Origin of the sequence: Microcoleus sp. Pol11C2 (assembly GCF_036701505.1) — a bacterium.
GTDB lineage: Bacteria > Cyanobacteriota > Cyanobacteriia > Cyanobacteriales > Microcoleaceae > Microcoleus.
In genome coordinates, this window is the sequence record NZ_JAUBQX010000005.1 from 1 (window position 1) to 26336 (window position 26336).

Genomic DNA, 26336 nt, shown 5'->3' on the forward strand with positions numbered 1-26336 from the left:
CTGCCTATCTTTTTTTACCACAAGTTGGCTCAATCCTTACTAACTATGGGTTTGGGGCGGGTCGTCACCCCCCCAGATCTCAGAGCGCGGATGCTGAAAAAATATTTAGCGATTTTCAGAAGCTTATGAGAAGTTGGGAGGCCACAGAACTTAACTATCTTTTTAGTTCTTCCAAAACACCTGATATTTCGCCTATACTCGACGGCATAAAGACTTTCTGTATTCATCATAGGGATATAATAAATCAAGAATTAAACTCTTTACAAGGAACTGATATAGGCAAGTGGATTTTAGAGCTTTCGTACCCGGCTTTGTTGTCTATTCTCTGTGACTGGGGACAAGAGTTTAACCAACTTAAAGTTTTTTGTGATGTTAGTAAACCACTCAAAGAAAACAATAGACTGTTCCATCCTATGATTGGGATAAAGGATAAGATTGATATGGACTTTTTTCAAGGAGTAAAAGAACCCTGTACATTTAATCTATCCCAAGAAGTTCAATTTGTGGAATCCGATAAATTTCCGGGCATACAAATAGCTGATGTTGCTGCGGCTGCTTGTGCCTATGCTGCTAGAGAAGGTGTCAACCAAAATACAGAGAGCTGGATAGAGCATATACCCGGTATTATAGGTGGCAACTCAGTGATTCCTGATTTGAGTTACACCGACCCACATACATTTGATGCGACCAGAAATTATATGTTGTTAATATATTTGGTGGAGAAAAGTATCAACAAACAGCCATTGCTTGATGGAATAGAAGAGTTTTTATCGGCGGTTACTCATGATTTAAATCTCAATCCGAGCAATCGGATAGCTACTATTGCCGAGAATTGTCGAAGCGACGCACCCTACTTTAACTTTTAGCAGGTAAAGGAATCTCATCCCCGCACTTATAAGCAGTCTCTATCCACAACTCCCTAGCTTCCTCAATGTTCTCCATCGCTTCCGACAAAGTTTCCCCCACAGACATACAACCCGGAAGGTTTTTGATTATCGCCGTGTAACCTTCAGATTCTGGATAAAAAATGATAGGATATTTCAGGCTCAAGTAATAATCTAGAGATTTAAACTTGACTTTCATTTTCTAATTATAAAGATCGATCGCACTCTTCATCCGCGTTCATCTGCGTTCATCTGCCTACATCAGCGGTTCCTAAAAAAATAAGGTGAGCAACGCCCACCTTACTATCTTACAAAAAACTATTAAACCTTAGCTTCTTTATTCACCAAGTCACCCCAACCCAAATCCTTCAGCGAATTATTCCGGCGCAATGGACGAGTCACCAACTCCAAAATATCCCGCGCATTACCAAAGCCGTGAATCTGAGCAAAAGTAAACTCAACAGACCACTTAGTATTAATTCCCCGCGCTTCCAAAGGATTAGCGTGAGCCATACCAGTAATCACCAAGTCAATATTCTGCTCGTAAATCCGCTGAAGCTGATTGTAATTGTCTGGTTTCTCCACAATCCGAGGAGTAGGAACTCCCATCTCGTGACAAGTTTTTTCTAACAAAGCCAATTCTGCCGCCTGATAGCGCTTGTCCATGTAAGGAATGCCAATTTCCGGGCAAGTCATGCCGCAGCGAATCAAGAAACGTGCTAAAGAAATCTCTAACAAATTGTCCCCCATAAAGAAGACAGATTTACCGCGAATTATTTGCAGGTAATCTTCCAAACCAGCCCAAATTTGCGCTTCCCGTTCGTCCAAACCTTTTGGTTCAATTCCCAACACTGAGCAAATCTTCTCAATCCAAGCGCGAGTTCCGTCAGGGCCGATCGGGAATGGCGCACCAATTAGCTTACACTTGCGACGACGCATCAACGTAGAAGCAGTACGCGACAAGAACGGATTCATACCCGATACATAATAACCTTCTTCCAAGACTGGCAATTCAGTGTAGCGCTTGGAAGGAAGCCAACCGGAAACTTTGATTCCTTGCTTCTTCAATTCTAGAGTTAGCTGAGTAACAACCGGATCGGGCAAAGAACCGAAAAGTACCAGCGGTGTGTGCTTGACATATTCCGATTCATCTGCTGCAACTTCCTCTTTTTTCTTGCCGAAATTCAGCAATTGAGAGATAGCATTGCGTTCTTGTTTCTGAGATTCCATCACGGGCGCTTTCTCAGGACATTTAGCAGCCATCGCTGCTAAAACGGTATCTTCCCCTTGAGTAAAAGCGTAATCCAAGCCGTTAGCGCGAGCCGTGACGATGGGAATCCCAATTTCTGCTTCGAGTTTAGGCGCTAACCCTTCCAAATCCATTTTGATGATTTCGGTGGTGCAAGTGCCGATCCAAACAATTACACTGGGGTTACGATCGCGCTTAATTTGCAAGCACAGCCGCTTCAACTCATCATAATCGTTTAACTGAGCGGAAATATCGCCCTCTTCCAACTCAGCCATCGCATAGCGAGGCTCAGCAAAGATCATCACGCCCATTGCGTTTTGCAAGAAATAGCCGCAAGTCTTGGTACCGATGACCAAGAAAAAGCTATCTTCAATTTTTTGATAAAGCCAAGCTACGCAGCTAATCGGACAAAAGGTGTGATAATTGCCTGTTTCACATTCAAAGTTTAAAGCTTCCGGTTCATTAGTAGTAATAGCAGTCATATCTCAAATCTTCTCCCTTTAAATTGTTTTTTGTCTGGAACAGGACAGGCTCGCTAAGCGAGGAAATACCTGTTTTTTGCGATCGCCTCCTTGCTCTCGCGGACTATAGAAATAGGTTGTTTTCCCTCTCAAACGCGAACAGGCACAGGAGCGAAAAAAATCTGTTTTTTGCGATCGCGCTGAAGCAGCGAACAATAAATAGAAATACCTGATTTTGGGCTAATTCCTCTGAAAAATAGATGCAACAAACTCAATATTTCCGCAGCCGCAGCATCCAAAATTTGAGCTAAAAAATTCTGCGCGAGGGCTTATAATCCCTCACAGCAGGGATTTAGTTTTCTTCAACTAGCTCGTGGCAAAAAGCCTTTTGGCAGTTGTGAGTTGGAGCTAATTAAAAATTAACAACTCGCAACTCACAGCTCACCAATAGAGTGGCAAACTTCAAGACTAGAAGAGACGCGGGCGATCGCAACAACCTCACTTAAAATCAGATAAAAACCCGGAAATTTCTTCATCCTCATCGTCGGAATCCAAATCGCCGAGACCTAGAGCATCTAAATCATCTTCGTCAGGATCTCCGGTAGTTGCTTCCCCCAGATCGTCGAGTCCGAGATCATCGAGGTCATCGTCATCAGATACAGAGAAATCGTCAATACCGTCATCGTCCAAGTCGCCCAGATCCATGTCTAGGTCATCTGAGGTCGCTGTCCCAAAAGGATCGGGTATTTCTTCGGCGACAAACTCTTCATCTTCTTCCCCAAACGGATCGGAAATCCCCGATTCGAGATCTCCCGAGGTCAAAGTCCCAAATTGTGAGGCTTCATCTTCCTCGTCATCGCCGAGGTCGAGACCGCCCAAAGCCAAAGCTTCATCTTCCTCGTCATCGCCGAGGTCGAGACCGCCCAAAGCCGAGGCTTCATCTTCCTCGTCATCGCCGAGGTCGAGACCGCCCAAAGCCAAGGCTTCATCTTCCTCGTCATCACCCATATCAAAGTCAGATACGGCGTCTTCCTCATCGTCGCCCATATCAAAGTCAGATACGGCGTCTTCCTCATCGTCGCTCATATCAAAGTCAGATACGGCGTCTTCCTCATCGTCTTCTAGACCGAGACCGTCCAAAGCCGAGGCTTCTTCCTCGTCATCATCCATGTCGAAGTCGGAGACAGCTTCTTCCTCGTCATCGTCCAAGTCGAAGTCGGAGACAGCTTCTTCCTCGTCATCGTCCAAGTCGAAGTCGGAGACAACTTCTTCCTCGTCATCGCCCATGTCGAAGTCGGAGACAGCTTCTTCCTCGTCATCGCCCATGTCGAAGTCGGAAACCGCTTCTTCCTCAAACTCATCGAAGGATTCCTCCTCTGAGCTCAGTGCTGACGCTGCTGCTGCCAGACCGGCGACTCCGGCGACTCCGGCGACTACTCCGCCGGCTGCTAAGGCAGCACCGCCCAATTTATTAGATTTGGCTGCGGCGGGTGCAGCAGTTGCAGTTTGAGCTGCTACGGGTGCAGCAGTTGCAGTTTGAGGGACTGCGGGTGCAGTAGTTGCAGTTTGAGCTGCTGCGGGTGCAGCAGTTGCAGTTTGAGCTGCTGCGGGTGTTGGAGATTTACCGACCGTCTGCGGCGCGAGATTTGAGGGCATACCCAGCGCGATGTCCGGGTCAAAATTTAGCCCCAACACTTCGATCAGGCTGTCTGCATCCGGCTTGAGTTTTGAGAAGGGCAGCATTAATTGCTGGAGTTCCGGCTCCAGGGCAGCCGCAATTCCCAGGATGAGGTAAGAAACAGGCCTTTTCCCGCCGTCGGGTGTGGCGACCGTGTTCTCAGCCGTCATGTGCAGGAGCAGCCAAGCCCGATTTACCTGGTAGTAGTCCAACCACTTCTGTTTGAGAGCAACTGAAAAAGTATCAAAAAAAGCCATAACCTCTTTATCCTCATCCTGATCGCTAGACCTATTAAACCATCATCAGGTCTAGCTCATCTTCCTCCTTCTTGACCACCGGTTGCACTGGATTTAGATAAAAATCTGAAAGTAAGGCGAATAATTCGCGATCGGGCGTGTCGTTGGGCACTACTCCTTCGGGCATTGCCAAAATCTGGTCAGCGATGTTGAGGTAGTAATCGCAGACGTAGTTGAGGGAAGGATCGCTTTCAGCCATCTCAAACAATGTTTTGCCTTTGACGCGAGAAACGCGAATGTCTTCAATCAGGGGCAGCACTTCCAGCACCGGCATCGGTACAGAGTCTATGTACTTGTCGATCAAGTCGCGCTTTGAGGTGCGGTTGCCAATTAAACCGGCGAGCCGCAACGGGTGAGTGCGGGCTTTTTCGCGGACAGAGGCGGCGATGCGGTTGGCTGCAAATAAAGCGTCGAACCCGTTGTCGGTAACAATCATGCAGTAATCGGCGTAGTTCAATGGGGCTGCAAAACCGCCGCACACTACGTCACCGAGCACGTCGAACAGGATGATGTCGTATTCGTCGAAGGCATTGAGTTCTTTGAGGAGTTTGACGGTTTCACCGACTACATAGCCGCCGCAGCCAGCTCCTGCAGGAGGGCCGCCTGCTTCTACGCAGTCAACGCCGCCGTAGCCTTTGTAGATGACATCTTCGGGCCAAACGTCTTCGTAGTGATAGTCCTTTTGCTGAAGCGTGTCAATAATTGTGGGGATCAAGAAGCCAGTGAGGGTAAATGTGCTGTCGTGCTTTGGATCGCAACCGATTTGCAAAACTTTCTTGCCGCGCTTGGCTAGGGCAACGGAGATGTTGCAGCTTGTTGTTGATTTACCAATTCCACCTTTTCCGTAAACTGCTAGTTTCACTCTTGGTTCTCCTATAGGTTTCTATCAAAACGATGAGGGCTGGGTTTTCCTGCTTTTTTTCGCTCGCCCAATTGCAATAGGCCAATTGCAATAGCCCAATTGCAATTCCCTTACTGTCAGTCGATTTGAGATTTCAGATTAAAGAATGGACTCCACAGATGAATCTGGGTCTTTTCTCTAACTAAAATTTTTTCTCTCGACGACTTTTGTTTGGGGCTTGTATCCGTCTTTGGGTTAGACCAATTTTGGACTCTGCCTTTAGTCACCTCGTTGAAAGCATTATTAGCTAACTTGCGATGAAAAGAAAGGGGGCGTCTAAATGAAAATGCTAGTAAATTGGTTTATTTTGCATCTTTGGGAATCTTAACTGGTTTTTTGATATAAAAATCTATTTTTAGATTATTTTTAGATTTTAAATTAATTTTAGAATACTTTCTTAATATAAAGAGGTACAAAAATAAAACAAAAATTAACTTCTCCAACAATCTGGGATTTTGGCTTTGGAGCTAGGATGCAGGCAGTTGATGGCTTGTGCGGGTAACTGGAACGGTCATAAAGGCGCTAGTGGATGAGGCAAACTCGAAGTGAGTTCGGCTCATTTGGGTCAGGGGAGGGCAAAGTTATGGGATTTTAGATTTTAGATTTTAGATTTTAGATTGGGAAAGAGGGACTTTGGTGGGGTTTCTGGCGTTTTGTAAAAAATTGTGAATTTTTAGGAAATGGTGGGGAGTTGGAAAGTGGGGGAGTGAGTCGGGAAGAGGGAGAGTGGATGGGGAGAGTGGGGGATTGGGAGAATATCATGTCTTCCCCATGACTACTGAATACCATTTGAAAAAAAGAATGCAACTTTAGGCCCGTGCTCCAAACCACGAGCTTAATGAGTCATTTCCAATTCTTCAATTTTTCAATCTAAAATCTAAAATCCTATGACTGCTGACTAATGACAACTGACAATCGGAATCTCGATCGCAAACTCAGTGCCCCGTCCCGGTTCCGAAACGCAGTTGAGCCGTCCCCCGTGCTGTTCGACAATTAAATGGTAAGAAATCGACAGTCCCAACCCAGTGCCCTTGCCGACTGGTTTGGTAGTAAAAAACGGGTCAAATAATTGGCGGCGAATCTCCTCCGGTATGCCCCGCCCGTTGTCGGAAATGCGGATCGCCACAAAATCGCCACCAACAACTTCAGTGCGAATTGTAATAGTGGGAAGAGTCAATGGAGAACTAGGATTTGACGGGAGTGAATTTTTCCCATTTCTCGTCGCCCATTCCCCTTTCTGGATTTCTTCATCCAAAGCATCAATAGCATTGCCGATAATATTCATGAACACCTGATTGATCTGACTGGCACAGCACTCGATGTGGGGCAAATTGCCATATTCTTTAATAATCTGGATAGGTGGATGTCCGCCGTGGGGTTTGAGCCGATGCTGCAAAATCAACAAAGTGGTTTCGAGTCCCTCGTGAATGTCAACGAGCTTGGTGTTAGATTGATCGGATCTGGAAAAATTACGCATCGACACAACTATTTGGCGGATGCGCTCGGTTCCCACTTGCATAGAAGACACTAGCTTAGATAAGTCTTCTACCAAAAAATCGACTTCCATCTCTGCTGCTGCTTCCCGAATTTCCGAGGCTGGTTCCGGATAGTGCTGCTGATAAAGTCCCAAAAGTTGGATCAATTCTTTGATGTAGTGGCTGGCGTGGGAAAGGTTGCCGTAGATAAAATTAACAGGATTGTTAATTTCGTGAGCGATACCGGCAATCATTTGTCCCAAAGAAGACATTTTTTCGGTTTGCACTAATTGAGTTTGAGTTAGCTGCAACTTTCGCACAGTTTGCTCTAATTGCTGCGCTTGATTTTTCAAGCAAGTTTGCTTTCGCCGCAACACTTCTTCGACTCTCTGGCGCTTGATAATATCCCGTCTCAACAATTCATTGGATTCTAAAAGTTGAGCCGTGCGTTCTTCAACTTGTTTTTTTAAGTCGTCGTGAGCTTGGCGCAGGGCTTCTTGGGCCCGCTGCCGCTCTAAAATTTCTTGCTGCAAAAGTTCGTTGGCTTTCTGCAATTGGGTGGCTCGATCGTCCACTGCTTGTTGCAACAGCTCGATCGTCCCATACATTTCAGATTGGTTAAAAACTTGCGGCAAATTTGTCTGAGACACAACGCCCAAAAGTTCTCCCTGGCTGCCAACTACTACCAAACGGCGGACGCAGTGGCGCTGCATGGACTGGTGGACACTCCACAGGGAATCGGCGGGAGATATGCAAAATAAAGGCGCACTCATGGCCCTTGCTGCTGGGATTTCCGAGAGGTTGAGTTCGAGGGCGTGAAACTGCACGATGTCGCGCTCGGTGACAATGCCGATCGGAATTTGATAATTTTGTGGTGGTGCGATCGCCCGCTCGGGATGCTGAGTTTGCTCTTTGACAATGACGACGGAACTAACTCGATGCTTGACCATGAGCTGGGCTAAATCGAGGGCTGAGGCAGTTGTTGGGGCAGAAATGACTTCTTTCGTCATGACATCTGCTGCACAGCGCAAATTGGTTAGCAAGTTAATCGGTTGCAGGGCTTCGTGAATGGCTTCGCGGGTGATGATGCCGAGAAGTCGCGAGTCGTCGTCCACTACTGGCAAATGCCGGATCTGGTGCTGGCGCAACGTGAACATAGCTGTGAAAATATCTTGAGACTCGGATTGTCTGAGGGTAATGGGCGATCGAGTCATTACGTCAGCAATTGTCAGTCCGACTGTACAAGCTGCGACGGTAGTTAGCTTGACGATATCCCGTTCTGTAAAAATGCCGATCGGCCGATTATCTTCGACGACTAAGACGCAACTGCGCTTGGCTGCGCTAGCAACAGCGTTTTGTTTTTCGCCACAAAGCTGACAGGAGACGCGCATCGGGTTCATGAGAGCCAACACCTGGGCGATCGGGGTTTCTGGAGCCACGGTGAGGGGGTGGCGGTCGATCGCCCGATCTAAAGGTGACGAGTAGAGCGGCCGGCTGTTAGGGCGTCCGGCGGGTTCTGATGATTTAATTACGGGCAACTGCGGGGCTAAATCTCGGAAATGTTGTAATTTTTCTTCTTGTAGCATGATTATTAATTTTACTTAATGAGTTGTTACAATTTTGGAGACTTGGGTTGGCAGACTTAGCATTAATTAAGCGGGTGATAGATGCTCGATCGCCTAAAATCTGATTGCTAGAACACTCTTATTTAATTTTTATTTTTTAAATCCTATGTCGTGGACTCCCTTAAGTCATCGAATTCATCACTTGCCGCTTATCCTTGCGGGCCCGATTTTGCGCCGGACTGAAAGTCGGGCCGTGACAGTTTGGCTAGCTTTAAAAGCACCCCGCCAAGTCGAACTCAAGGTTTATTCGACAGAGGGCGGAACCGGCGAAATTGTCGATCGGCCATTGCTCCAAGGTACGAACTCTACCGTGCAGCTCGGCAAATACCTGCACGTAGTCGCGGTGACTGCTAAACCAATTAATAGCAATGTCTTGACATCGGGGCAAATTTATGCGTATGACATCGAGTTTGCTGGGAGTAGCGAGTCGCCGTCGGCGGGCGCAGTCGCAGAAAATGAGAAAGAAAATCTCATTTCTTGCCTGTGGCCTGCCGCTCCTGATTTATCGGCTTTGGGGCCGGGGACGATTAGTTATTTCGCTCACCAGTTGCCGACTTTTGCCCTGCCACCGAACGATTTAAACTATTTGCGTATCGTTCACGGTTCTTGTCGCAAGCCCCACGGAGACGGCAGAGATGCGCTGCCAATCTTGGATAATTCGATCGAACAGTTTGCAGGAACGGCAAATAGCAGGCCCCATCAACTGTTTTTAACGGGCGATCAAATTTACGGCGACGACGTTGCCGATGCCATGCTGTGGGCCCTGACTGATGCTGGTGATACACTGTTGGGCTGGGAAGAGAGTCTACCCCTGATGGATGATGCCCAAATAAAAAAGAATTTGTGTATCAGTATACCTAAAAATTCGGAAAACGAAACTGCACTGGGCCAAGAGAGGGAAATTTTTAGAGAGTCGCCAATTCAGAAACCGTCTGATGCTGAGTATGAGTCCAAAAAACCAATTGAGTTACAGCCGGGGACTCGCAGCGATATTGCCAGAGATTTTGGCGGCTTTACGGCGATGTTGGTAAATAAACCCAACAATGCTAAAAGTCACTTGTTTAGCTTGGGCGAATATTATGCGATGTATTTGTTAGTTTGGTCGCCGGTACTCTGGTGTACGAGTTTTCCGAAGGGTAAGGATATTTGCCCAAATTATAAGCAGGCAAAAGTCTGGGATAGAGAAGTTGTTGAACTTAACGGTTTTGCTCGCAATTTGTGGAGGGTGAGGAGGGCTCTAGCGAATATTCCAAGTTATATGATTTGCGATGACCATGATGTTAGTGACGATTTGTATTTGAATCGAGAGTGGTGTTACCGGGTGCTGGGAAAGCCGCTGGGCCGACGGGTGGTGCAGAATGCTTTGCTGGCTTACGCTGTGTTTCAGGCTTGGGGAAATACGCCTGCACAGTTCGATCGCGAAAAACCTGGATATAAATTATTAACAACTGCTGAAAAATGGTCGGCTTCTGCTGGTACGGATGTTTCTGCTTGGGAGGAGGCGGCTTTGTATTTGGGAATTCCAGGACTCGATCCGAAAACTCATTTGCCTAAGTTGAAATTAGATGAAGATGTTTTTATTTTGGATAGAGATGACGATGGTGTAAATGAGGTTTTGAATTGGCATTTTACTGTCAGAAGTTTTAAGCACGAGGTGATTGTGCTGGATACGCGGAGTTGGCGGGGGTATCCGGTGAAAAGCGCAATCGATCCGCCCATGCTTTTGACTCACAAAGGTTTTGAGGAGCAAATTCAGAAACCTTTTAAGGAGACTGATTTGCTGAATAAAACTGGGGAGTTTGAGATTGAGGCGACGCTGGTAGTTGTACCAACAAATTTGGTGGGTCTGTGGATTATTGATGCGGTGCAAAAGTGGGATGTGGAACAGGGGAAGGTTTTTAATAGTGATGCAGGGGATGCTTGGAATTTTCATGAGTTAGCTTTTGTAAAGCTGTTGTCGGAGTTTTTTAAGCAGCGCGATCGGGTGATTGTGTTGACGGGGGATATTCACTATGCTGCTGCTGTGCGACTGAGTTATTGGTCTGATTGTCATTTTGGCGATTCTCGGCCGAATATTGATCCTTTGAAGGGGGCGAATTATAAGTCAAATTGTCAATATTCTGTGCTGGCGCAGTTGACTGCTAGTGCTTTTATCAATGAGGAGTGGAAAACGCATTTAGTTCATACTAAGATTAAGTCGCTGTTTCCTGAGCGATCGCACGAATGTTTGGGATGGAATGAGCCACTGGAATTAATGAAGATTTCGAGGGGTGGCCCAAAGAAAGCTATGGGGGCTGCTCTCAGGAATAGACAATCTCTGCCTGATTGGGGCTATCGGATTGACTGGATTAAACGGCAAAGAGCTCGGGTATTTTTGCTGCTAGAAAAGGGAACTGCGTCAGATAGATCGCATAAAAATAAACAATTGTCATTCCTGCGTAGGTTGTGGAATTTTATAGCGCTGTTGTGGCGCAATCGCTGGCTGCAAGAGGGTGATGAGATTGTGGGATATAGCAATATTGCGATCGTCAGTTTTCAGTGGCCCGCTGAGAATGATGGGGAGAAAGCGGTTATGCAAAATGTTTATTGGCGGCCTCTTTGGGAGCCGGATAGTGTGGTTTACAGTCAATATTTTGTGCCACTGGGATTAGATGAGGATGATTAGATTCACGATTTCTGGAAGAAGTCGGGGATTTGGATACGGGTACAATATTGTGATGAGTTTGTCGCAGTTTCCGCCGGGGGGGAAACCCTAGTCTCATAGCTAAAGTCGGTTGGAAGTGAGATGTTACACCATTCTCAAGAACAGGCTTTCGGGCCTGTTCCACAAAGAATAAGTTTTCTAGTGGGGAGTAGGGGTTGGGCAGGAGATCCCGCCCAAAAAAGGATTATTGATATTGGTGCAACATCTCCGGTGGAACTGAGAGGTGACACCATTCTCAACTAGCCATACTGCCAGCCACTAACAGTGATGTCAAAACCGTGCTTACGAGCTAAACTATGGGTACGATGATATTAATTAACAGCCCCAACACTACCAAAGATAGCAACAAAGTTTCTCCGGCCGTCGCAAAATTTCCAGAGCAGGCCGACCTGCTCAATCAGTTAAAAGCCAGACGCAAAAAGTTGAGGGCGCACTTGGCAGATATGGAAGTCGTTTTGGAAATATTAGAAAACCATCAGCACGAAAGTTAATCGCAAAACTAACCTTCTTGATGTGCGATGAACCTGAAACCCTTGATGGATATAGCATATACTAGAAAGCCCGTGACGAGATTTGAACTCGTGACTTCCTCCTTACCAAGGAGGTACTCTACCACTGAGTTACACGGGCATAAAAAATTAAGAACCTCCAATTAAAAAATTAATTTTTAATTCTTAAATTTTAACTTTTTATTAAATTGAGGTGGGCCGAGCTAGATTTGAACTAGCGTAGGCGTAGCCAGCGGATTTACAGTCCGCCCCCATTAACCGCTCGGGCATCGACCCATTTCCATCACAGTTATACATCTTAGCACCAGAATCTTTATTTGCAACATTATATTTAAAACTCTAATCATTAAGTTGAGAACACATAAGTTAGTTAGCGGCAGAGGGGAAATTTGAACACTGTTTAAGGTGTCCATTGCTACGTCTAGGCTGGGTGCCCGCCCGGAGCACCCTAAGTCTAGACTTAGCCCAAATCCCTAATTCAGTAATTCCCCGGTTTCTTGCAGGGAGTGCAGGCGGCGGTAAATGCCTTGTTGGCTTAAGAGTTCTTCGTGGCTGCCAATTTCGACGATTCTACCGCCGTCGAGTACGACGATCGCATCGGCTTCGCGAATTGTACTCAGTCTGTGGGCAATAATTATGGTGGTGCGCGTACCGAGGATATTTCGCATGGCTATCTGGATCGATCGCTCGGACTCATAGTCCAAACTAGAAGTAGCCTCATCAAAAATTAACACATCCGGTTCCACCAAAAGCGCCCTGGCAATCCCCAACCGCTGCCGCTGACCGCCGGACAACCGCATTCCTCTCTCCCCGACCACGGTATAGTAACCTTGGGGCAACAGTCGCACAAAATCGTCTACTTTGGCGATGCGACAAGCATCCTCAACTTGCTCGAAAGTTGCATTTCTGTTTCCGTAAGTCAAATTTTCCAGCAAAGTACCGTTAAAAACGTCTACTTCTTGGTGGACAATGGCTAAACGCTGACGGTAGCGAGTCACGTCTAAGCTGCCAATGTCTTCGCCGTCGATCAGAATGCGGCCGGAGTTGGGTTCAAAGTAGCGAAACAGAAGTTTAACTAAAGTCGATTTTCCGGAACCCGATCGCCCGACTAATGCTACAGTCTGACGGGGATGAATCAATAAACTCACATCCTGCAAAACGGGTTTTTGACTGTCGTACCCGAAGGTCAAACCGCTGAGTTCAACTTTCCCTGTAAATTTATAAGGCGACGCCGATCGAGCATTTTCTGCTAAATTAACTGCATCAACACCGTCTGGCGTTTGCATAAACTCGTGGAACCGGATCATTGAAGAATAACGCCGCGCCAATAATTCGGCGATAATGCTAATCGGACGCAGTTGGGAATATGCCATGCTTGCCAGGGTGTAGACGGTAACAAAATATCCGAGGGAAATTTTGCCTGCAACCGTGGCTGCTAGGCTAAAACCAAGAACTGAAAACAAACACAACTGGACGATCGTCTGCTGGTATGTCCCCAGGGTGACGTATCCTTTGTGAATGCGGTTGATCACGACTTTTAATTCGCGATCGAGTCTGGTGGTTTGCCTTTTGAGTTCATCGCTTTCTGTCGCAAAAGCTTTGACTGTTTTGATGTTGGTGATAATTTCCGAGTTGCGGCTTTCGGTATCTTCGATGTATTCATCGAGAATTTCTTCTCGCGCAGTCACCCCTTGCAGGCCTTTGAGGGTGAAACTGAGGATAAATAGGAATGAAACCAAAATTAATAAGCCAATCCGCCACTCAATTAAGCAGATAACGGCAAAAATGCCGATTAAGCGGACGACTTCGGGGATGAATTCGCCGGCAATTTCTGGGTAAGTCCAAGTATGGTTGGCGATGCCTTTGGCGATGCGGCTGGCAATCCGTCCGGCGTTGTTTTCGTCGTAGAATTCTAGGGGTAAGGTGAGGATTTTGCCGATCGCACTTCTCATTTGATCGCGCCTTGCCCTCAATGGTATCGCCCAGTGGAACCAATTTCCCACCCAAGGCTGTACCGGTGCTTTGGCGACTGTTACCAGAAAAATCAGGCCCAGCAAGACCGATAGCGATAATATTTTGTTGGATGAGTGCTGGGTAACAGAGGCGATCGCTGCTATCAGTTTTTGAGTTATTGTATCTGTAGCTTGACCCGACAATACGTTTAATATTTGACCGATCGCGTACGGAACAAGCAAATCGGCTAGTGCCAAAACGCTGGAGCCAGCTATGCTGTAAAGTGATATTTTCCAGTAGCGACTGTAGTATTTGAAGATGTCCTGAAAGCTTGCCATAAATTCTTGTTGAGATACAACCCTTGCAAACACTTGCATTTAAAATTGCGCTCTCGGCGCGCTTTGTTTACAAGTGTACTACAAAAGTAGTTGATCGGGGAGTCATCTCGGCTCATGCTAGCGACTCGCCCGATCGGGTGATTTATGGCAATCATTTGATCGTCAGCAATCGATCCGCATTCCTGGGCAATCAATTCCAGACTAAGGGCCAAAAAATGCAAAAGACAGAATTTTTCTTAAATTCTGCCTTCTGAGCAAGACCTTATAAGTTTTACGTTTGAGTAGTCTGTTAGCTGAAGGTGTAGGCTGATTGCAGCGCCCACCAGATCAAGAAGCCGATTCCGCCGGCAATGACAATCGCCGAAATGGCGATCGCTATAGGACTGTCAGCTCCCTTGAACTTCATGATTCCGCGATTTAAATCTGACATGACAGTGTTCTCCCACAATTCCAGCTTGATTGTAGCTTTGCCGTCGGCCGATGGCGGTCAATTTTCACGGCAATTACTGATTTGGTTAATGATCTGGCTACTGAAATTGCAGGTGGGGAGTGGGTTTGGGGGGGGTTTACTGGGTTTGTGAAAAAAACTTAGTAAAAAGACTTGACAAATTTCGAGAATTGAGACAATATTGTTAATACCGCAGGAAATGCGGGTGTAGCTCAGTGGTAGAGCGTCACCTTGCCAAGGTGAATGTCGCGCGTTCGAATCGCGTCACCCGCTTTAGAAGATAAAACAATCAAGGAAACCGGAAAGTATATCAAAAAATTTTTCGGTATAGTCCTAATGATGGTTGAAAATACCTAAGTTAGTGGTAAGATTGAATCCAGAACTTGCAAGTCAAAATTGCCGATCGGGCGAGATCTCGGAACAGGCAGTTGAAAGCCTCGCTTTGGCGGAATTGACAAGTTTGATTAAGTGGATATGTTAACGATTATTTTTGCAAAAACGCTTTTTTTATCCGATCGCTAGTGCCATCTCAAAAAGCTCCAAAGATTGACTTAAACGATGAGTACCCCTGTCCTTGCCGACGCCGGGGTCGTCTAGTTCCCATAACGTTGACAGAAGCCTTTGGCTGCAACCGCTGTCAACAAATATTTGTATTGGACGAAAGTGGATACGTGATCGAGCAACTATCAACGAACTATCCTTACAAGCAGGCTTGGCGGTGGACGGGCAACCAGTGGAACAGAGCGCATCCGGGTTTGAAGGCCCATTACTTGCCACTGGCTTTGGGTATGATATTGGTGCCGCTAGTGATTTGGTTGCCCTTGGCGCTACACTCGCCGGGCCCGAATATTATTCTGTGGGCAATGGTCGCGGTGCTGCTAGCAATGCTGCCGGCGCTGATGGTATGGCTGGCTTATAGGCGTTAGCTAGATGATAATAGAGGATTTTACCCATTCATCAGATGCCGCAAATGTCGCGCGTCGTGCTTATCAAGCTTCTTTGGAGTTGGCTGCGACAAAGAGTGCCGATCGCGCGGCAGCTTTGCAGGCGATGGCGGGATCGCTGAAACGCAGACAAAATGACATTTTAGAAGCAAATACTCTGGATCTAGAAGCGAGTCGGGACATGGCGATTCCCGAGTTGATTGTGGAGTGGCTGAAGCTGACGCCGGAACGGATCAAGACAACTGTGCAAATTCTGGAACGGTTGGGGGAAATGCCAGATCCGATCGGCAGGGTGATCAATGCTTCTTATCAGGTTGATCGTTGTCAGGTGTACTGTCAGTCGCTACCACTGGGGGCGATCGCTCTAATTTACGAGGCGTTTCCAGAGTTGGGGGCGATCGCCGCGGGTTTGTCTCTCAAAAGCGCTAACAGTTTGATTCTTAAAGGCGGCAGCGAAAGCTGGCACACTAATAGTGTAATTGGAGAAGCTTTGGTGTCGGCGATCGATGAGGTCGGTTTGCCCTCAGGATGTTTGCAGGTACTGCCGCCTGACCGGGGCGCTTCGATCAGAGAATTGGTCACTCAAGACCAATATCTCAATTTAATTATTCCCTACGGCCGGCCAAGTTTGGTGCAGCAGGTGGTAAGGTTGTGCACAGCACCAGTTCTGAGGTCGGCAATGGGAAATTGTTACCTTTATTGGTCACCGACTGGCAGTTTGGAGATGGCAAGGTGGATGATTTTGGACAGCCATCAAAGCGTGCCCGATCCTGTTAATGCGATCGAGAAAGTGCTGATCGATCGCAACCAAAAGCCTTCTTCCTTAGTCAGGCTGTGGAACAGTTTAAAAGAAAAAGGCTTTCAAATTAGCGCCGATGCGGATCTTGTTGCAGATTTCCCAGACTTGAAGCTGGCGGAACCATACGAGTGGACTCAACCGTATTTAAACAAAACCATAGCGTTTAAAGTTGTCGATAGTTTAGAGATTGCGATCGGCTGGATCAACCGCTACAGCAGCGGCCACGCTGACTGCATCGCCACTGAATCTTACTTAGAAAGTCGCCAATTTGCTCTGGATGTTAACAGCGCCTCAACTTTTATTAATGCCTCGCCTCGGTTTTGGCGTTATCAAAATCGGGGAGATGCGATATTTTTGGGAATGTCCAACCAAAAAGGTTATCGTCGGGGATTGATCGGGTTAGATACGCTGACGACAATTAAAGAAATTGTTCAGGGAAACGGACTTTTTTAGTCTTATAGGTTATTTAGGATTGGTTATTGGGATTAAACCAAACTGAAAAGTGGGAGACTATTATCGATGCGTAAGCCTTCAATAGTTGTCCAAAAATATTTTTATAGGATACAATAATATCTGGGTAGAACAATCAGGCAGCCTTGATATAAAGCAATTTGATCGCAAGCTCCCGGATAGCCGCAGTGGAGACAAATAAAATCTCCGCCTCCTAACAATAAGCCGCCGGATTTATGTGTGGGTTCAATCTAAAATCTGGTACGGGATCTAATTAAATTTAGAAACTTATTAAGTCACATGAAAATAGTCTTAGCGATTACATGAAATCAGAAAAATCACTCAATACTCTAGACAAGACGGCAACGCCGACTTTAGGCGAAGAAACGCTAATTCACCACTCGGTATACGCTAAGAAATTGCGCCCACTCCTGCCATCAGAAGCCTTTAAACCAGATTCTAGTAAGTTGGTTATACTGTTCATTAATATGGTCATTTTGCTACTGGGTTGGGGAATTGCCGCTCGTCTAGATCAGTGGCCCATCTATCTTCTATGGCTTTATTTACCTTTAGCTTTAAGTATGGGTAATAGTATCGTAACTATGGGATTTTTCGCCCATGATTTCATGCACGGTAGCGTCAATAAAAAGTCTCGTATGACTTATCATATAATTAGTTTTCTAGGGTTTGCAATGATGTTTATGCCTTCAACTCAGTGGAAATATGTTCATAACATTGTACATCACAGTCAAACAAATTATCTAGAAGATCCGGATCGCAATTACCTTTACCAGCAGCCGAATAGTTGGGGAAAATGGATTCATAATTTCTTTGCGCCAGCGATTGATAATCCATCTTGGTTATTAATAGTAGGACTTCCAGCATCGTGGTTATTTCATCAATTTTGCCACCTCTCGTCGAGCCTATTGTTTAATAATAAAATTGTGGATTATGTGCCCGCTGCATTCACAGTCAGTCAGAAAGATAGATTGAAAATTGCTCTTGAGTTGTTTGCGGTTTTATGCCTGCATTTTAGCATTTTATTCTATTTAGAGTTTCATCCGCTAAAAATCGTTCTTGGGTACTTGCTACCCTTAGCAATCGGTCATACAGTTGCAATGTTTTATATCTACACAAATCACCTGATTTGTCGGATGACGAGTGTTAACGATCCTCTGATCAATAGTCTCTCGCTACGGGTTCCCAAAATAGTTGATCTGTTGCATTTCAATTTTTCCTATCACACGGAGCATCATATTTTCCCTAGTCTTAACTCAGACTATTACCCTTTGGTTCAAGAGTTGATCCAAACTCACTATCCCGGGCGGATGAATTTACTTGATGCTGGTGAAGCTTGGCAATTGTTAATGCAAACTCCTCGGCATTACAAAGATGAAGTCACCTTAACTGATTATTTAGGGAAAACTTCGGTAAATTGCCCTCTTGATAATTCTGGTGTAACACCTTTGCCATAGCTAAATACACCAGTTACGCTCACAACTTTCCCCCAGACTACAACTATAAACCGACGCTAACGACCAATACAGAGTAAGGTGTGCAGTGCACACCTTACTTTGAGATATCGGGCTTAATTTTTAATTCTACATACTGATACTATTGAGCACCAACGAAGGCTTGAGAGCCAAATAAGGGATGACTCGTTTTTGATTGTTGGCATCAATCTTTTGTTCTGCCATATTCAAATTTTGCTGGAACTGTCTGGCTAAAAGTTGGATCGGCGTTCCCTCAAAAACTTCATCGAAACTCATCCGGTAGAGTTCTCGGAAAGATTTATCGTAATAACCTAAACGGTCATATCGATAAGCTGACAAAATAAACAGAATTTTCAGTTGTTCAGCCGCTCGCTTGTACGGAGGAAGCAACCGTAAAATGTCATTTTCCGTAATCACTTCGAGAGTCCCAGAAGCATTAATTTTGGGAATGTCCCGGTATGCTGCCAAGGGCATATTGGCAGCAAAACTCATGTAGTCATACTGGGGAAAATTGACGGCTGAATGCTGCGGGCCGCAGGTAAAAATTATGGTTGTGACAATTTTAATTAATTGTTCAACTGTGTCGATTTTGCTGGGCATTCCTTTGACTTTACCGCCCTCATTCGAGGCTAATTCTTGGGCCCAAGTTTGCAGTTCCACATCTTGGACGAGTGCTTCATTTGTCGGGTAAAAGAATTTGAGATAGCCACAGACAAAGGTTTCGATCGCATTCCACAGCAGTAATCCATCATCTCGGTAAGGATAGTGAGGCAGTTGATTTGGATCGTCCATGCCCCGATTTTTCAGTTCGGTTGGGAAGGCAAATTGATCCAGACTCCAGTTACTGCAAGCCTCTCTAGCTATTTCCATTGTCTCTGGCAAGCTACCGCTTAGCAAGTCATCGACTGGCCCGCCCGGAGCGATCAAATAAGAACGCGCCAGTTCGTTGTTAGTCAACATAAACCGAAAGTGCGGTTTCAGCAGCAGGCTAAGGGGGTGATTTTTAGCCAACTGTCGGGCGGTGACGATCGCGATTGGTTCCATCACCAAATGAGTTCGACCTAAATGCGAACTCATTTCGTGGTGATTGGCATCTGCTACTTGCACGCAGAGTTTCGCAAACAGCCAATCCACAGGAGGATCGAACGGGGTGTAAAGATGGCTATTTGGCGTTGGATCTAGTTGAATGGCGATCGGCACCAGTTCACCGCGATCGCGGATTCCAGTCCACCGCCAAGCGAAAAAAGCTCGCGGTTTTGGCAAGAATTTTCTGCCTTTTTCATAGCTGCCGCCTCCAATTTTTGAAGGCGCGCGATAGTGTTGGTCGCTACCCGTATAATCGGCAATGTAAATGTTTTTTTGTTGCAACTCTTGGCCCAGATCGAATAATGGGTGAAAGCTGGAAATTTGTGCCAGTGTTTGCGCTCGAGGATCGCCGGCATCTAACAAACGAAGCACCATCGGATTTGCTCCAGACAGGCGCTGTTCTGCAAAAGAGCGATCGGTTTGGTAGATTTTGGCAACAGCAGGTAGCGGCAGCAGAGTAAAGAAATCTTCATAGTCTTGGAGCTCGTCGAGAGGATCGAGAAAACTTCTCGAATCGGCCGCCAGCATATTTCCGGGAAGTTCCGATGTTGCTAGTATCCGCTCTCCAATATACTTGCTCGAAAAGTTCTCGACTGGTGGCAGATCTTTCAATAATGCCAAAGGTGATAAACTGTCATGGTCAAACTGATAAGCTTGTTGCTGACGATTCAAGGAATCTTTGCGCTGTTCTTGGTTCGGGTCGTCTTGAGGAAGAGAAGGTTTCATATTGTCTACCATTGTATAAATCAACTCTCTTTTTGTAGTAAAATATCGGACCTCATCACTACCGATCGAGGAGGGAATTTAAAAAGTATTGTGCAGGCTCACGCTTGATATAGGTCTTATTCACCGAGCAATAATCTTATTCCGGATTTTTTTAAACTCAGAAAAATTCCTCAAAAGAAGGCAACACTTCTCGATCGCCCTAAATCTAAGTTGAAACGTTTCATTCTCCCAATAATTAGCTCGCACTCAAGAACCCCGACTTCTTTGAGAAGTAGGGGTTCGGGGTGTTCTGTTGTTGAGCTTTTTGAGCTTGGTCTACTGATTAGCGGTTATGCACGAACCATTAAATATTGGCCGTTGCCGATATATTCACCATCGCAACTCGCGAAAAGAGTTTCCGCCCAAATCAAGAAAAACCGCCAGATGCGACGAAATTTGCCATAGTCCATGCCGTAGTCTAAATCTTTGACTATTGCCTGAGAATCATCAAAATTTTTCAGCCAATTAACTAAGGTTGTAGAGTAATTGTATCCGTTGAGATACCAGCTTTTTATCGTTTTGAGGTCTTTGTTGTGGCTGGCAACGGCATCGTATTTCCAGATACGACCGTGGGGGAAAATGTATTTGTGGAGGAAAGGGCTGGACATATTGTTGGGAATGCGGACTGTGATAATGTGAATGAAAACTTTGCCGTTATCCTTCAGGAAAGAGGCAAGCTTTTGGAAACCCTTCGTTAAATTGCCTACATGCTCAAAAACTCCGATGGAGAGAATTTTGTCAAATTTTGTCTCGAAGTTGGCGTCGTTCAAATCGCCTTCATATAGGGTAAATCGACCGGAACTGAGGTAGCTTTCGGGGTCTTGCATCTTCTGACGCATATACTCGCATTGGTTGTGGCTGAGGTTAATGCCAGTAAACTGGACATTGGGGAATTTGGAAAGAATGTAATTGGGAACGCAACCCCAACCGCAACCAAAGTCTAAAATGCGATCGCCATCCTGAATGTCTAGCTTCTCAATCACATCATCAATCATCTGCATTTGCGATTGTTCAAGGTTGGCCGCTCCTTTTTCCCACAACCCCATGGTGTATTTAGGATAAATGAGTTTGCCGTCGCCTAACATCGGATTCAGCATTGCTTGAGGCAAGTCGTAGTGAATTTTCATTAAATCCCGGGACCCTTCGGCGGTGCGGTCTGTTTCTGTCAGTACCCATTCGTAGGCCATAAGCAGAGAGGGAAAGTACCGAAATAATACGGGCATACAGGTATCAAAAAGCGATCGCAATACTGAATCTGGGACTTCTAATCCGTTGATGTAAGACTCTGCTACTGCCATTTGTACCGCGTTAACTGCACTGACTGCGAGGCGGGTTGCTCCGTAGGCGATCGGACTTTTGGTATGGATATTTCCCACGATGGGAATGTGGTTTTCGATGTTTTGTAAGGCTGTTGATGAAGTCATGGTTATACTGGTTTTAAAGATGCTGCTATTCTATCTCACGAAAATTAGCTGGTTGTTAGAGAGCAAAAAAGCTGAAACTATTACCAAGTAAGGTTTGCATACCACAACTCCCAAAAGTCCTAAAAATATATGGCGGTTGAAGGGGATTTGATAACGGATTTATCGGGCTTTGGGCGATCTTAATTTTATTAAGAATTATGTCAGTTTATTTTAGATTTGAGATTTTAGATTTGAGATTAACTCCACAGCTTGAATTGGGGTATTTTGACGGTGATATGAAAATTTTAGTGTTCAGTTATACCATTTTAGATTTTAGAATTGAAAAGGAATGATGAGCTAAGAGTTGGACTCTTGCCTAGAGTTGCTTTCTTTTTTTAAACTGGTGTCTGTTGGGCGCTTGACTTGAGGCAACGAGAAGCAAATGCCGATCGCGACTTATAGTTAAGGAATCAGGGATACAGAAAAAATGCCCAGAAACCGGGTTTGCATACAGGTTCGCTGCAATAACAGATGTCCGCGAGATTCCTCGCTAATTAGCTAGACGCGCCACATATGCCACAGATTCACTATCTGCCGGACGATCGCACGATCGAGATAGACGACGACGATATAATTCTCGAAGCTTCCCTGCGTGCCGACATTCCCCACACCCACATCTGCGGCGGTAGCGCCCGGTGTTCGACTTGCCGGGTATTGATTGTCGAAGGTTTAGAATTTTGCTCTCCGCGCACTTCGCCGGAAGAGGAACTCGCGAAAAAATTGCGTTTAGAACCGGAAATTAGGCTGGCTTGTCAGACGCAGGTTGCAGGTGGCAAGGTGATTTTGCGCCGATTAGCGATCGATTCTGAAGACTTGGAATCATTTAACGACGAAATGGCGGGAAAGTCAATTTCTGCTCCTGTGGGTCAAGAGAAGAAAATTGCAATTTTGTTTGCGGATATTAGAGGATTTACGCCTTTTGCAGAATCGCTGTTACCCTACGACGTAATCTATGTTTTAAATCGCTATTTCCAAAAAATGGGTTATGTAATCAACCGGAATGGTGGCATGATTAATAATTACATGGGAGATGGTTTTATGGCGCTGTTTGGGTTGGAAAATCCCGACAAAGCAGCCGAACAAGCGGTAAGGGCTGGGGTGGAAATGCTGGAGGAACTAGAGAAACTCAATCCCTATTTTGAGACTTTATACCGTCACAGCTTGCGGATTGGGATTGGGATTCACTGCGGCTGGGTGGTTGTGGGGAATTTGGGGGCGTTGAAAAATCAGACAGTGACGGCGATCGGGGATGCCGTAAATTTGGCCAGCCGGATCGAGGCGGCTAATAAGCAAGTAGGAACGAGTTTACTGATTTCCGAGGAAACTTATCAGGAAGTGAAAGAATTGGCGATCGTCAATCAGTGCGTATCCGTGCCAATTCCGGGGAAAAGTGGCGAATATCCGCTGTATGAAGTAGTCGGGATGCCGCCGCTGCCCGTGGAAATCGAAGAAGTTTCTGAGGTAAGGGAAGGTTCTCTTTGGCAAAGTTTTGTCAATAAATTGCTGGCTTTGTATGCTGCGGTGTACAATTGGATGAGGAAAGTTTGGAGTCAAATCATAAAACTATAGAGAAACTTTTTTTAGTTTGGTTATTTCCTCGATAACATGAATATTCCCAATTCAATTGTCCGCATTTTTATCATGCTCCCCAACGGTCAGATTGGGGCACAACTACGAGATAATATTCCGGGTATTGCCAGTCAAGGGATGCTTTCTACTTTTGGTGGTGGCGTGGACATTGGAGAAAGCCCACAGCAGGCAGCAGTGCGAGAAATGGAGGAAGAAACTAGCCTCACAACCAATTATTACAAAATGGATTTTATCACAACTTTTACTCACCAAAAAACTCAAAATAATAAAAAAGTATTACAAAAAAACCACCTTTTTTTGGCGAGAGTTAGCGATTGTGATAAAATAGAAATCAAAGAAGGTGTGGGTTTGGTAGTTTTGAGAAAAGATGTAGATTTTGAAAAAGTCAACGCAGGAGAAGGTACTCAAATGGCTTGGAAATTGTTGCAGGAATTTTTAAAATAAAAACTCTCACACTACCTTTTACCCGCGATGAGACTGAAACTTTAATATAGAACTTCTTTACGATGTTGTTAAATACGAATTCAGATTACGAATCATTACTAAAACGAGCGACCGCGATCGCAGCCAAAGCTCATGAGGGGCAGGTTGATAAGGCAGGCAATCCCTATATCGATCATCCGCTATTTGTGATGGAAAATGTAAATTCTATAGATCAGAAAATCGTAGCGGTGCTACACGATGCGGTCGAAGATTCTGAACTTACACTTGAGCAACTTAGAAGCGAAGGTTTTCCTGAAGTTCTAGTCTCGGCGATCGCGGCGATTACCAAAATAGAAGGAGAAGCTTATGCAGCTTATTTAGAACGTGTGATTGCCAACCCGATCGCACTGCGAGTCAAAATCGCTGATGTTACTCATAACCTTGATCTTCGTCGCATCGCCAATCCGACAGAGGCAGATTTTCAACGCATTGCAAAATACAAAAAAGTCCTCAGTCAGTTGCGTGCCGCCTTAAAGTAATTATTTTTATTTATAAAGTAAAAGTATGTAAATTCAGCCTAATTGGACTTAAACATTTTATAGCCCCTTGAGGAGCCTAAAAGCCCTCGCTCGCAATGGAAAGAGGTCGAGGATCTAAAAATGCCTGGAACCCTTAGTATAACTATATTCATCCCCTTTCGAGCTAAAAGTCTTTCTAGAGCGGGGTTTGAAGCCCAAATGGCTTCAGTTTTTGTCTAACTCCCCATAAAAGCAAATTGAAGGTTTTAATAGGGTATTATCTTATCCAAATGGACGGGAGTCTATAAGATGTTGGAATGGCTGAACAATTGGCGCCAAGCGCTCAGCATACTCAAGCCTGCTCTGGAGGAGCAACCCGCGCCTTCTCCTGAAATTCCTAAAACTTTTCTTCACCCAGCTCCCAGAAAAACTGTTGCTAAAAAATTATTGAGTGACAATCGACGGTATAAGCTTGCAGTCGATCCGCTAGAATCCAGCTTGTTTTATCGCTCGCTTGAGGGAAAAATTGTGAGCCGATCGTTAGTTTCTGGCGCAATTGAGTGGCAATCTGAAGAATCTGGCTCTCCCCTACGAGTAACTGATCAAATCCTTTGGGCGGTGGAAAGTGATGCAATCGCCGCATATTCCACAATAGATGGTCAACTGCTTATGCGATCGAATCAGTTGTGGCTACCTGGTGAAGTTACTGACTCACGGTGTGATTTATCTGAGCAAAGCTTGCGGATCGCTCTACTTCGTGTTCGGGTGCAAGGAACTCCTGGCCCGTCCCATGAGGATTCAGCAGCTTATCAGATTAATCTGATTACTGGAGAAGTCACTAAGATATATGCTTTTGAGGGTATGCGGTGGGATGATGGGCCTAATTTCAAACCGCGTGATGATTGGCGGCCTAATTTGCAAGAAGTCGAGGGGCAAATCTATCCATCGGTTTCTAGTGAGCAGCTTTTGAAAATAAACCGCCCTCTAGGAATTTCTGAATCTGCTCAGTTGCAAACCGCTTCAGTAATCATTCACAACTACCGCACTGCCGACGCAACTGTAAGAATTGTATTAAGTGTCTTTAGTAACCAACCTCCCTATTCACCACTGTGGGAAGCCATCATAAATGAATATATGATCGAAGAGGGGCCACTACCTTGCTAACGTGACTTAGACAAAAACTGAAGCCAAAATGGCTTCAAACCCAGATAGAGAAATACTTTTAGCTCAAATGGGCATGAATCTACTTATACCAAGGGTTTCAGGCATTTTTAGGTCATCGACCTCTTTCCATTGCCAGCGAGGGGGTTTGGGATCCTAAAGAAGCTATGAAATGTTTAAGTCCCACTAATTAATTTCAGTTCAAATACGCTAACAGACATAAATTTAACCGCAAATATCCGCCTTCATCGTGGCACAGGCATCTTGCCTGTGCGATATCTGCGGTTAAAAAAATCCCGAAATCCTAAGCCATTACCATCCCCCCATCCACATTAAAAACCTGCCCCGTTATATAAGCCGCCGCCGCATCGGCCGCCAAAAACTTCACCATGCCGGCAACTTCCTCAACTTCCCCGTATCTCCCCAGCGGAATATACTTCAAAATCTCATCAGACTTGACATCTTTAGTCATATCTGTAGTGATAAAACCCGGTGCAACTGCATTCACAGTAATCCCGCGACTCGCCAACTCCTTCGCCACAGTTTTAGTAAACCCAATTACCCCAGCCTTCGCCGCACTGTAATTAGCCTGTCCCGGATTGCCCATTTGCCCAGCAACCGAAGCAATATTAATAATTCGGCCGCTTCGCTGCTTCAGCATGATTTTACTCGCAGCTTTCGCACACAAAAACACGCCGGTTAGATTCAAATCAATTACCGCTTGCCAATCTTCCAACTTCATCCGCAGCAGCAAAGTATCGCGAGTAATGCCGGCATTGTTCACCAAAATGTCAATTCGTCCCCATTTTTCCATGACATTACTGGTGAGTAAATCTACTTGGTCAGTTTTCGAGACATCTGCTGCAAGTGCCACAGATTCTCCTCCAGCAGCGACTATTTCTGCTACCACCTCATCAGCAGCCGCACTCGAACTGGCATAGTTGACGGCGACTTTAGCGCCTTCTGCTGCTAGTGTTAAAGCAACGGCGCGGCCGATTCCCCGCGACGCACCGGTCACGACAGCAACTTGACCCCGCAATCTCTGAAAAGTCTCTGGTAATAATTCCATAATTGTATCCTCGCAATCTACCAGAGAATTTTGCACTAAAATCGAGCCAGAACC

At 45.6% G+C, this 26336-nt stretch carries 20 protein-coding genes and 3 tRNA genes; 11 read left to right on the forward strand and 12 right to left on the reverse strand.

The features are described 5' to 3' along the window. On the forward strand, window positions 1-866 hold an 866-nt coding region (locus tag QUA42_RS04590), incomplete at its 5' end, for a DUF3800 domain-containing protein (protein WP_333135517.1). On the opposite strand, the gene QUA42_RS04595 is transcribed toward QUA42_RS04590, so the two are convergent. From QUA42_RS04595 to QUA42_RS04615, 5 genes are all read right to left on the reverse strand, one after another. Beyond that, window positions 856-1083: a type II toxin-antitoxin system HicB family antitoxin gene (locus QUA42_RS04595; protein ID WP_333135519.1), complete on the reverse strand. Its 228-nt coding sequence runs from the start codon at window positions 1081-1083 to the stop codon at window positions 856-858. The genes QUA42_RS04590 and QUA42_RS04595 overlap by 11 nt on opposite strands. 122 nt (window positions 1084-1205) lie before the next feature. Then, entirely contained in the window at window positions 1206-2615 is a 1410-nt protein-coding gene (locus QUA42_RS04600; RefSeq protein WP_333135521.1) for a ferredoxin:protochlorophyllide reductase (ATP-dependent) subunit N, read from the reverse strand. Between the two features lie 477 nt (window positions 2616-3092). After that, window positions 3093-4529 carry a DUF5331 domain-containing protein gene (locus QUA42_RS04605; protein WP_333135523.1) on the reverse strand — a complete coding sequence of 479 codons (1437 nt, stop codon included), beginning with the start codon at window positions 4527-4529 and terminating at the stop codon, window positions 3093-3095. Window positions 4530-4563: 34 nt separating this feature from the next. After that, window positions 4564-5430, reverse strand: coding sequence for a ferredoxin:protochlorophyllide reductase (ATP-dependent) iron-sulfur ATP-binding protein (bchL, locus tag QUA42_RS04610; protein WP_006634709.1), 867 nt, complete (start codon window positions 5428-5430; stop codon window positions 4564-4566). Between the two features lie 937 nt (window positions 5431-6367). Then, window positions 6368-8530, reverse strand: coding sequence for a CBS domain-containing protein (locus QUA42_RS04615; RefSeq protein ID WP_333135525.1), 2163 nt, complete (start codon window positions 8528-8530; stop codon window positions 6368-6370). Between the two features lie 145 nt (window positions 8531-8675). On the opposite strand from QUA42_RS04615, the gene QUA42_RS04620 reads away from it, so the two are divergent. Next, complete coding sequence (locus tag QUA42_RS04620) at window positions 8676-11234, forward strand: PhoD-like phosphatase (RefSeq protein ID WP_333135527.1); 2559 nt, start codon at window positions 8676-8678, stop codon at window positions 11232-11234. Between the two features lie 335 nt (window positions 11235-11569). Continuing rightward, window positions 11570-11764 carry a hypothetical protein gene (locus tag QUA42_RS04625; protein ID WP_333135529.1) on the forward strand — a complete coding sequence of 65 codons (195 nt, stop codon included), beginning with the start codon at window positions 11570-11572 and terminating at the stop codon, window positions 11762-11764. A 67-nt stretch (window positions 11765-11831) separates the two neighbouring features. Here the strand turns inward: QUA42_RS04625 and QUA42_RS04630 are convergent. From QUA42_RS04630 to QUA42_RS04645, 4 genes are all read right to left on the reverse strand, one after another. After that, window positions 11832-11903 (reverse strand) — tRNA-Thr (locus QUA42_RS04630). Window positions 11904-11976: 73 nt separating this feature from the next. After that, window positions 11977-12058: transfer RNA gene (locus QUA42_RS04635), tRNA-Tyr, on the reverse strand. A 197-nt stretch (window positions 12059-12255) separates the two neighbouring features. Then, window positions 12256-14073, reverse strand: coding sequence for an ABC transporter ATP-binding protein (locus tag QUA42_RS04640; RefSeq protein ID WP_333135531.1), 1818 nt, complete (start codon window positions 14071-14073; stop codon window positions 12256-12258). A 289-nt stretch (window positions 14074-14362) separates the two neighbouring features. Then, entirely contained in the window at window positions 14363-14503 is a 141-nt protein-coding gene (locus QUA42_RS04645) for a hypothetical protein (protein ID WP_172188980.1), read from the reverse strand. Between the two features lie 219 nt (window positions 14504-14722). On the opposite strand from QUA42_RS04645, the gene QUA42_RS04650 reads away from it, so the two are divergent. The 4 genes from QUA42_RS04650 (at window position 14723) to QUA42_RS04665 (ending at window position 18189) form a co-directional block, all read left to right on the forward strand. Continuing rightward, a tRNA-Gly gene (locus QUA42_RS04650) sits at window positions 14723-14794 on the forward strand. A gap of 248 nt (window positions 14795-15042) precedes the next feature. Continuing rightward, the gene (locus QUA42_RS04655) at window positions 15043-15447 is read left to right on the forward strand and encodes a hypothetical protein (RefSeq protein ID WP_039888086.1); all 405 of its coding nucleotides are present in this window, start codon (window positions 15043-15045) and stop codon (window positions 15445-15447) included. Window positions 15448-15451: 4 nt separating this feature from the next. After that, window positions 15452-16717, forward strand: coding sequence for a glutamate-5-semialdehyde dehydrogenase (locus QUA42_RS04660; protein WP_333040318.1), 1266 nt, complete (start codon window positions 15452-15454; stop codon window positions 16715-16717). A gap of 320 nt (window positions 16718-17037) precedes the next feature. Further along, a complete protein-coding gene (locus QUA42_RS04665; protein ID WP_333135533.1) occupies window positions 17038-18189 on the forward strand; it encodes a fatty acid desaturase in 1152 nt (383 codons plus the stop codon). A gap of 126 nt (window positions 18190-18315) precedes the next feature. Here QUA42_RS04665 and QUA42_RS04670 read toward each other — a convergent pair whose 3' ends face one another. Together QUA42_RS04670 and QUA42_RS04675 are read right to left on the reverse strand one after the other, a co-directional pair. Next, the gene (locus QUA42_RS04670) at window positions 18316-20019 is read right to left on the reverse strand and encodes a lipoxygenase family protein (RefSeq protein WP_333135535.1); all 1704 of its coding nucleotides are present in this window, start codon (window positions 20017-20019) and stop codon (window positions 18316-18318) included. A gap of 329 nt (window positions 20020-20348) precedes the next feature. Further along, window positions 20349-21482 carry a class I SAM-dependent methyltransferase gene (locus tag QUA42_RS04675; protein ID WP_333135537.1) on the reverse strand — a complete coding sequence of 378 codons (1134 nt, stop codon included), beginning with the start codon at window positions 21480-21482 and terminating at the stop codon, window positions 20349-20351. Between the two features lie 552 nt (window positions 21483-22034). Here QUA42_RS04675 and QUA42_RS04680 point away from each other — a divergent pair. From QUA42_RS04680 to QUA42_RS04695, 4 genes are all read left to right on the forward strand, one after another. Then, on the forward strand, window positions 22035-23090 hold the full coding sequence (locus QUA42_RS04680; RefSeq protein ID WP_333135539.1) for an adenylate/guanylate cyclase domain-containing protein: 1056 nt from the start codon (window positions 22035-22037) through the stop codon (window positions 23088-23090). A gap of 36 nt (window positions 23091-23126) precedes the next feature. After that, entirely contained in the window at window positions 23127-23555 is a 429-nt protein-coding gene (locus tag QUA42_RS04685) for an NUDIX domain-containing protein (protein WP_333135541.1), read from the forward strand. Window positions 23556-23617: 62 nt separating this feature from the next. After that, on the forward strand, window positions 23618-24073 hold the full coding sequence (locus QUA42_RS04690) for an HD domain-containing protein (RefSeq protein ID WP_333135543.1): 456 nt from the start codon (window positions 23618-23620) through the stop codon (window positions 24071-24073). A 288-nt stretch (window positions 24074-24361) separates the two neighbouring features. After that, window positions 24362-25216 carry a hypothetical protein gene (locus QUA42_RS04695; RefSeq protein WP_333135545.1) on the forward strand — a complete coding sequence of 285 codons (855 nt, stop codon included), beginning with the start codon at window positions 24362-24364 and terminating at the stop codon, window positions 25214-25216. A gap of 301 nt (window positions 25217-25517) precedes the next feature. On the opposite strand, the gene fabG is transcribed toward QUA42_RS04695, so the two are convergent. Then, window positions 25518-26282, reverse strand: coding sequence for a 3-oxoacyl-[acyl-carrier-protein] reductase (gene fabG, locus QUA42_RS04700; protein WP_333135547.1), 765 nt, complete (start codon window positions 26280-26282; stop codon window positions 25518-25520). Window positions 26283-26336: the final 54 nt, after the last annotated feature.

Coding starts and splice junctions, on each gene's coding strand:
- QUA42_RS04595 (WP_333135519.1), bottom strand. CDS start 1,083: ATGAAAGTCAAGTTTAAATCTCTAGATTATTACTTGAGCCTGAAATAT.
- QUA42_RS04600 (WP_333135521.1), bottom strand. CDS start 2,615: ATGACTGCTATTACTACTAATGAACCGGAAGCTTTAAACTTTGAATGT.
- QUA42_RS04605 (WP_333135523.1), bottom strand. CDS start 4,529: ATGGCTTTTTTTGATACTTTTTCAGTTGCTCTCAAACAGAAGTGGTTG.
- QUA42_RS04615 (WP_333135525.1), bottom strand. CDS start 8,530: ATGCTACAAGAAGAAAAATTACAACATTTCCGAGATTTAGCCCCGCAG.
- QUA42_RS04620 (WP_333135527.1), top strand. CDS start 8,676: ATGTCGTGGACTCCCTTAAGTCATCGAATTCATCACTTGCCGCTTATC.
- QUA42_RS04625 (WP_333135529.1), top strand. CDS start 11,570: ATGGGTACGATGATATTAATTAACAGCCCCAACACTACCAAAGATAGC.
- QUA42_RS04640 (WP_333135531.1), bottom strand. CDS start 14,073: ATGGCAAGCTTTCAGGACATCTTCAAATACTACAGTCGCTACTGGAAA.
- QUA42_RS04645 (WP_172188980.1), bottom strand. CDS start 14,503: ATGTCAGATTTAAATCGCGGAATCATGAAGTTCAAGGGAGCTGACAGT.
- QUA42_RS04660 (WP_333040318.1), top strand. CDS start 15,452: ATGATAATAGAGGATTTTACCCATTCATCAGATGCCGCAAATGTCGCG.
- QUA42_RS04665 (WP_333135533.1), top strand. CDS start 17,038: ATGAAATCAGAAAAATCACTCAATACTCTAGACAAGACGGCAACGCCG.
- QUA42_RS04670 (WP_333135535.1), bottom strand. CDS start 20,019: ATGAAACCTTCTCTTCCTCAAGACGACCCGAACCAAGAACAGCGCAAA.
- QUA42_RS04675 (WP_333135537.1), bottom strand. CDS start 21,482: ATGACTTCATCAACAGCCTTACAAAACATCGAAAACCACATTCCCATC.
- QUA42_RS04680 (WP_333135539.1), top strand. CDS start 22,035: ATGCCACAGATTCACTATCTGCCGGACGATCGCACGATCGAGATAGAC.
- QUA42_RS04685 (WP_333135541.1), top strand. CDS start 23,127: ATGAATATTCCCAATTCAATTGTCCGCATTTTTATCATGCTCCCCAAC.
- QUA42_RS04690 (WP_333135543.1), top strand. CDS start 23,618: ATGTTGTTAAATACGAATTCAGATTACGAATCATTACTAAAACGAGCG.
- QUA42_RS04695 (WP_333135545.1), top strand. CDS start 24,362: ATGTTGGAATGGCTGAACAATTGGCGCCAAGCGCTCAGCATACTCAAG.
- fabG (WP_333135547.1), bottom strand. CDS start 26,282: ATGGAATTATTACCAGAGACTTTTCAGAGATTGCGGGGTCAAGTTGCT.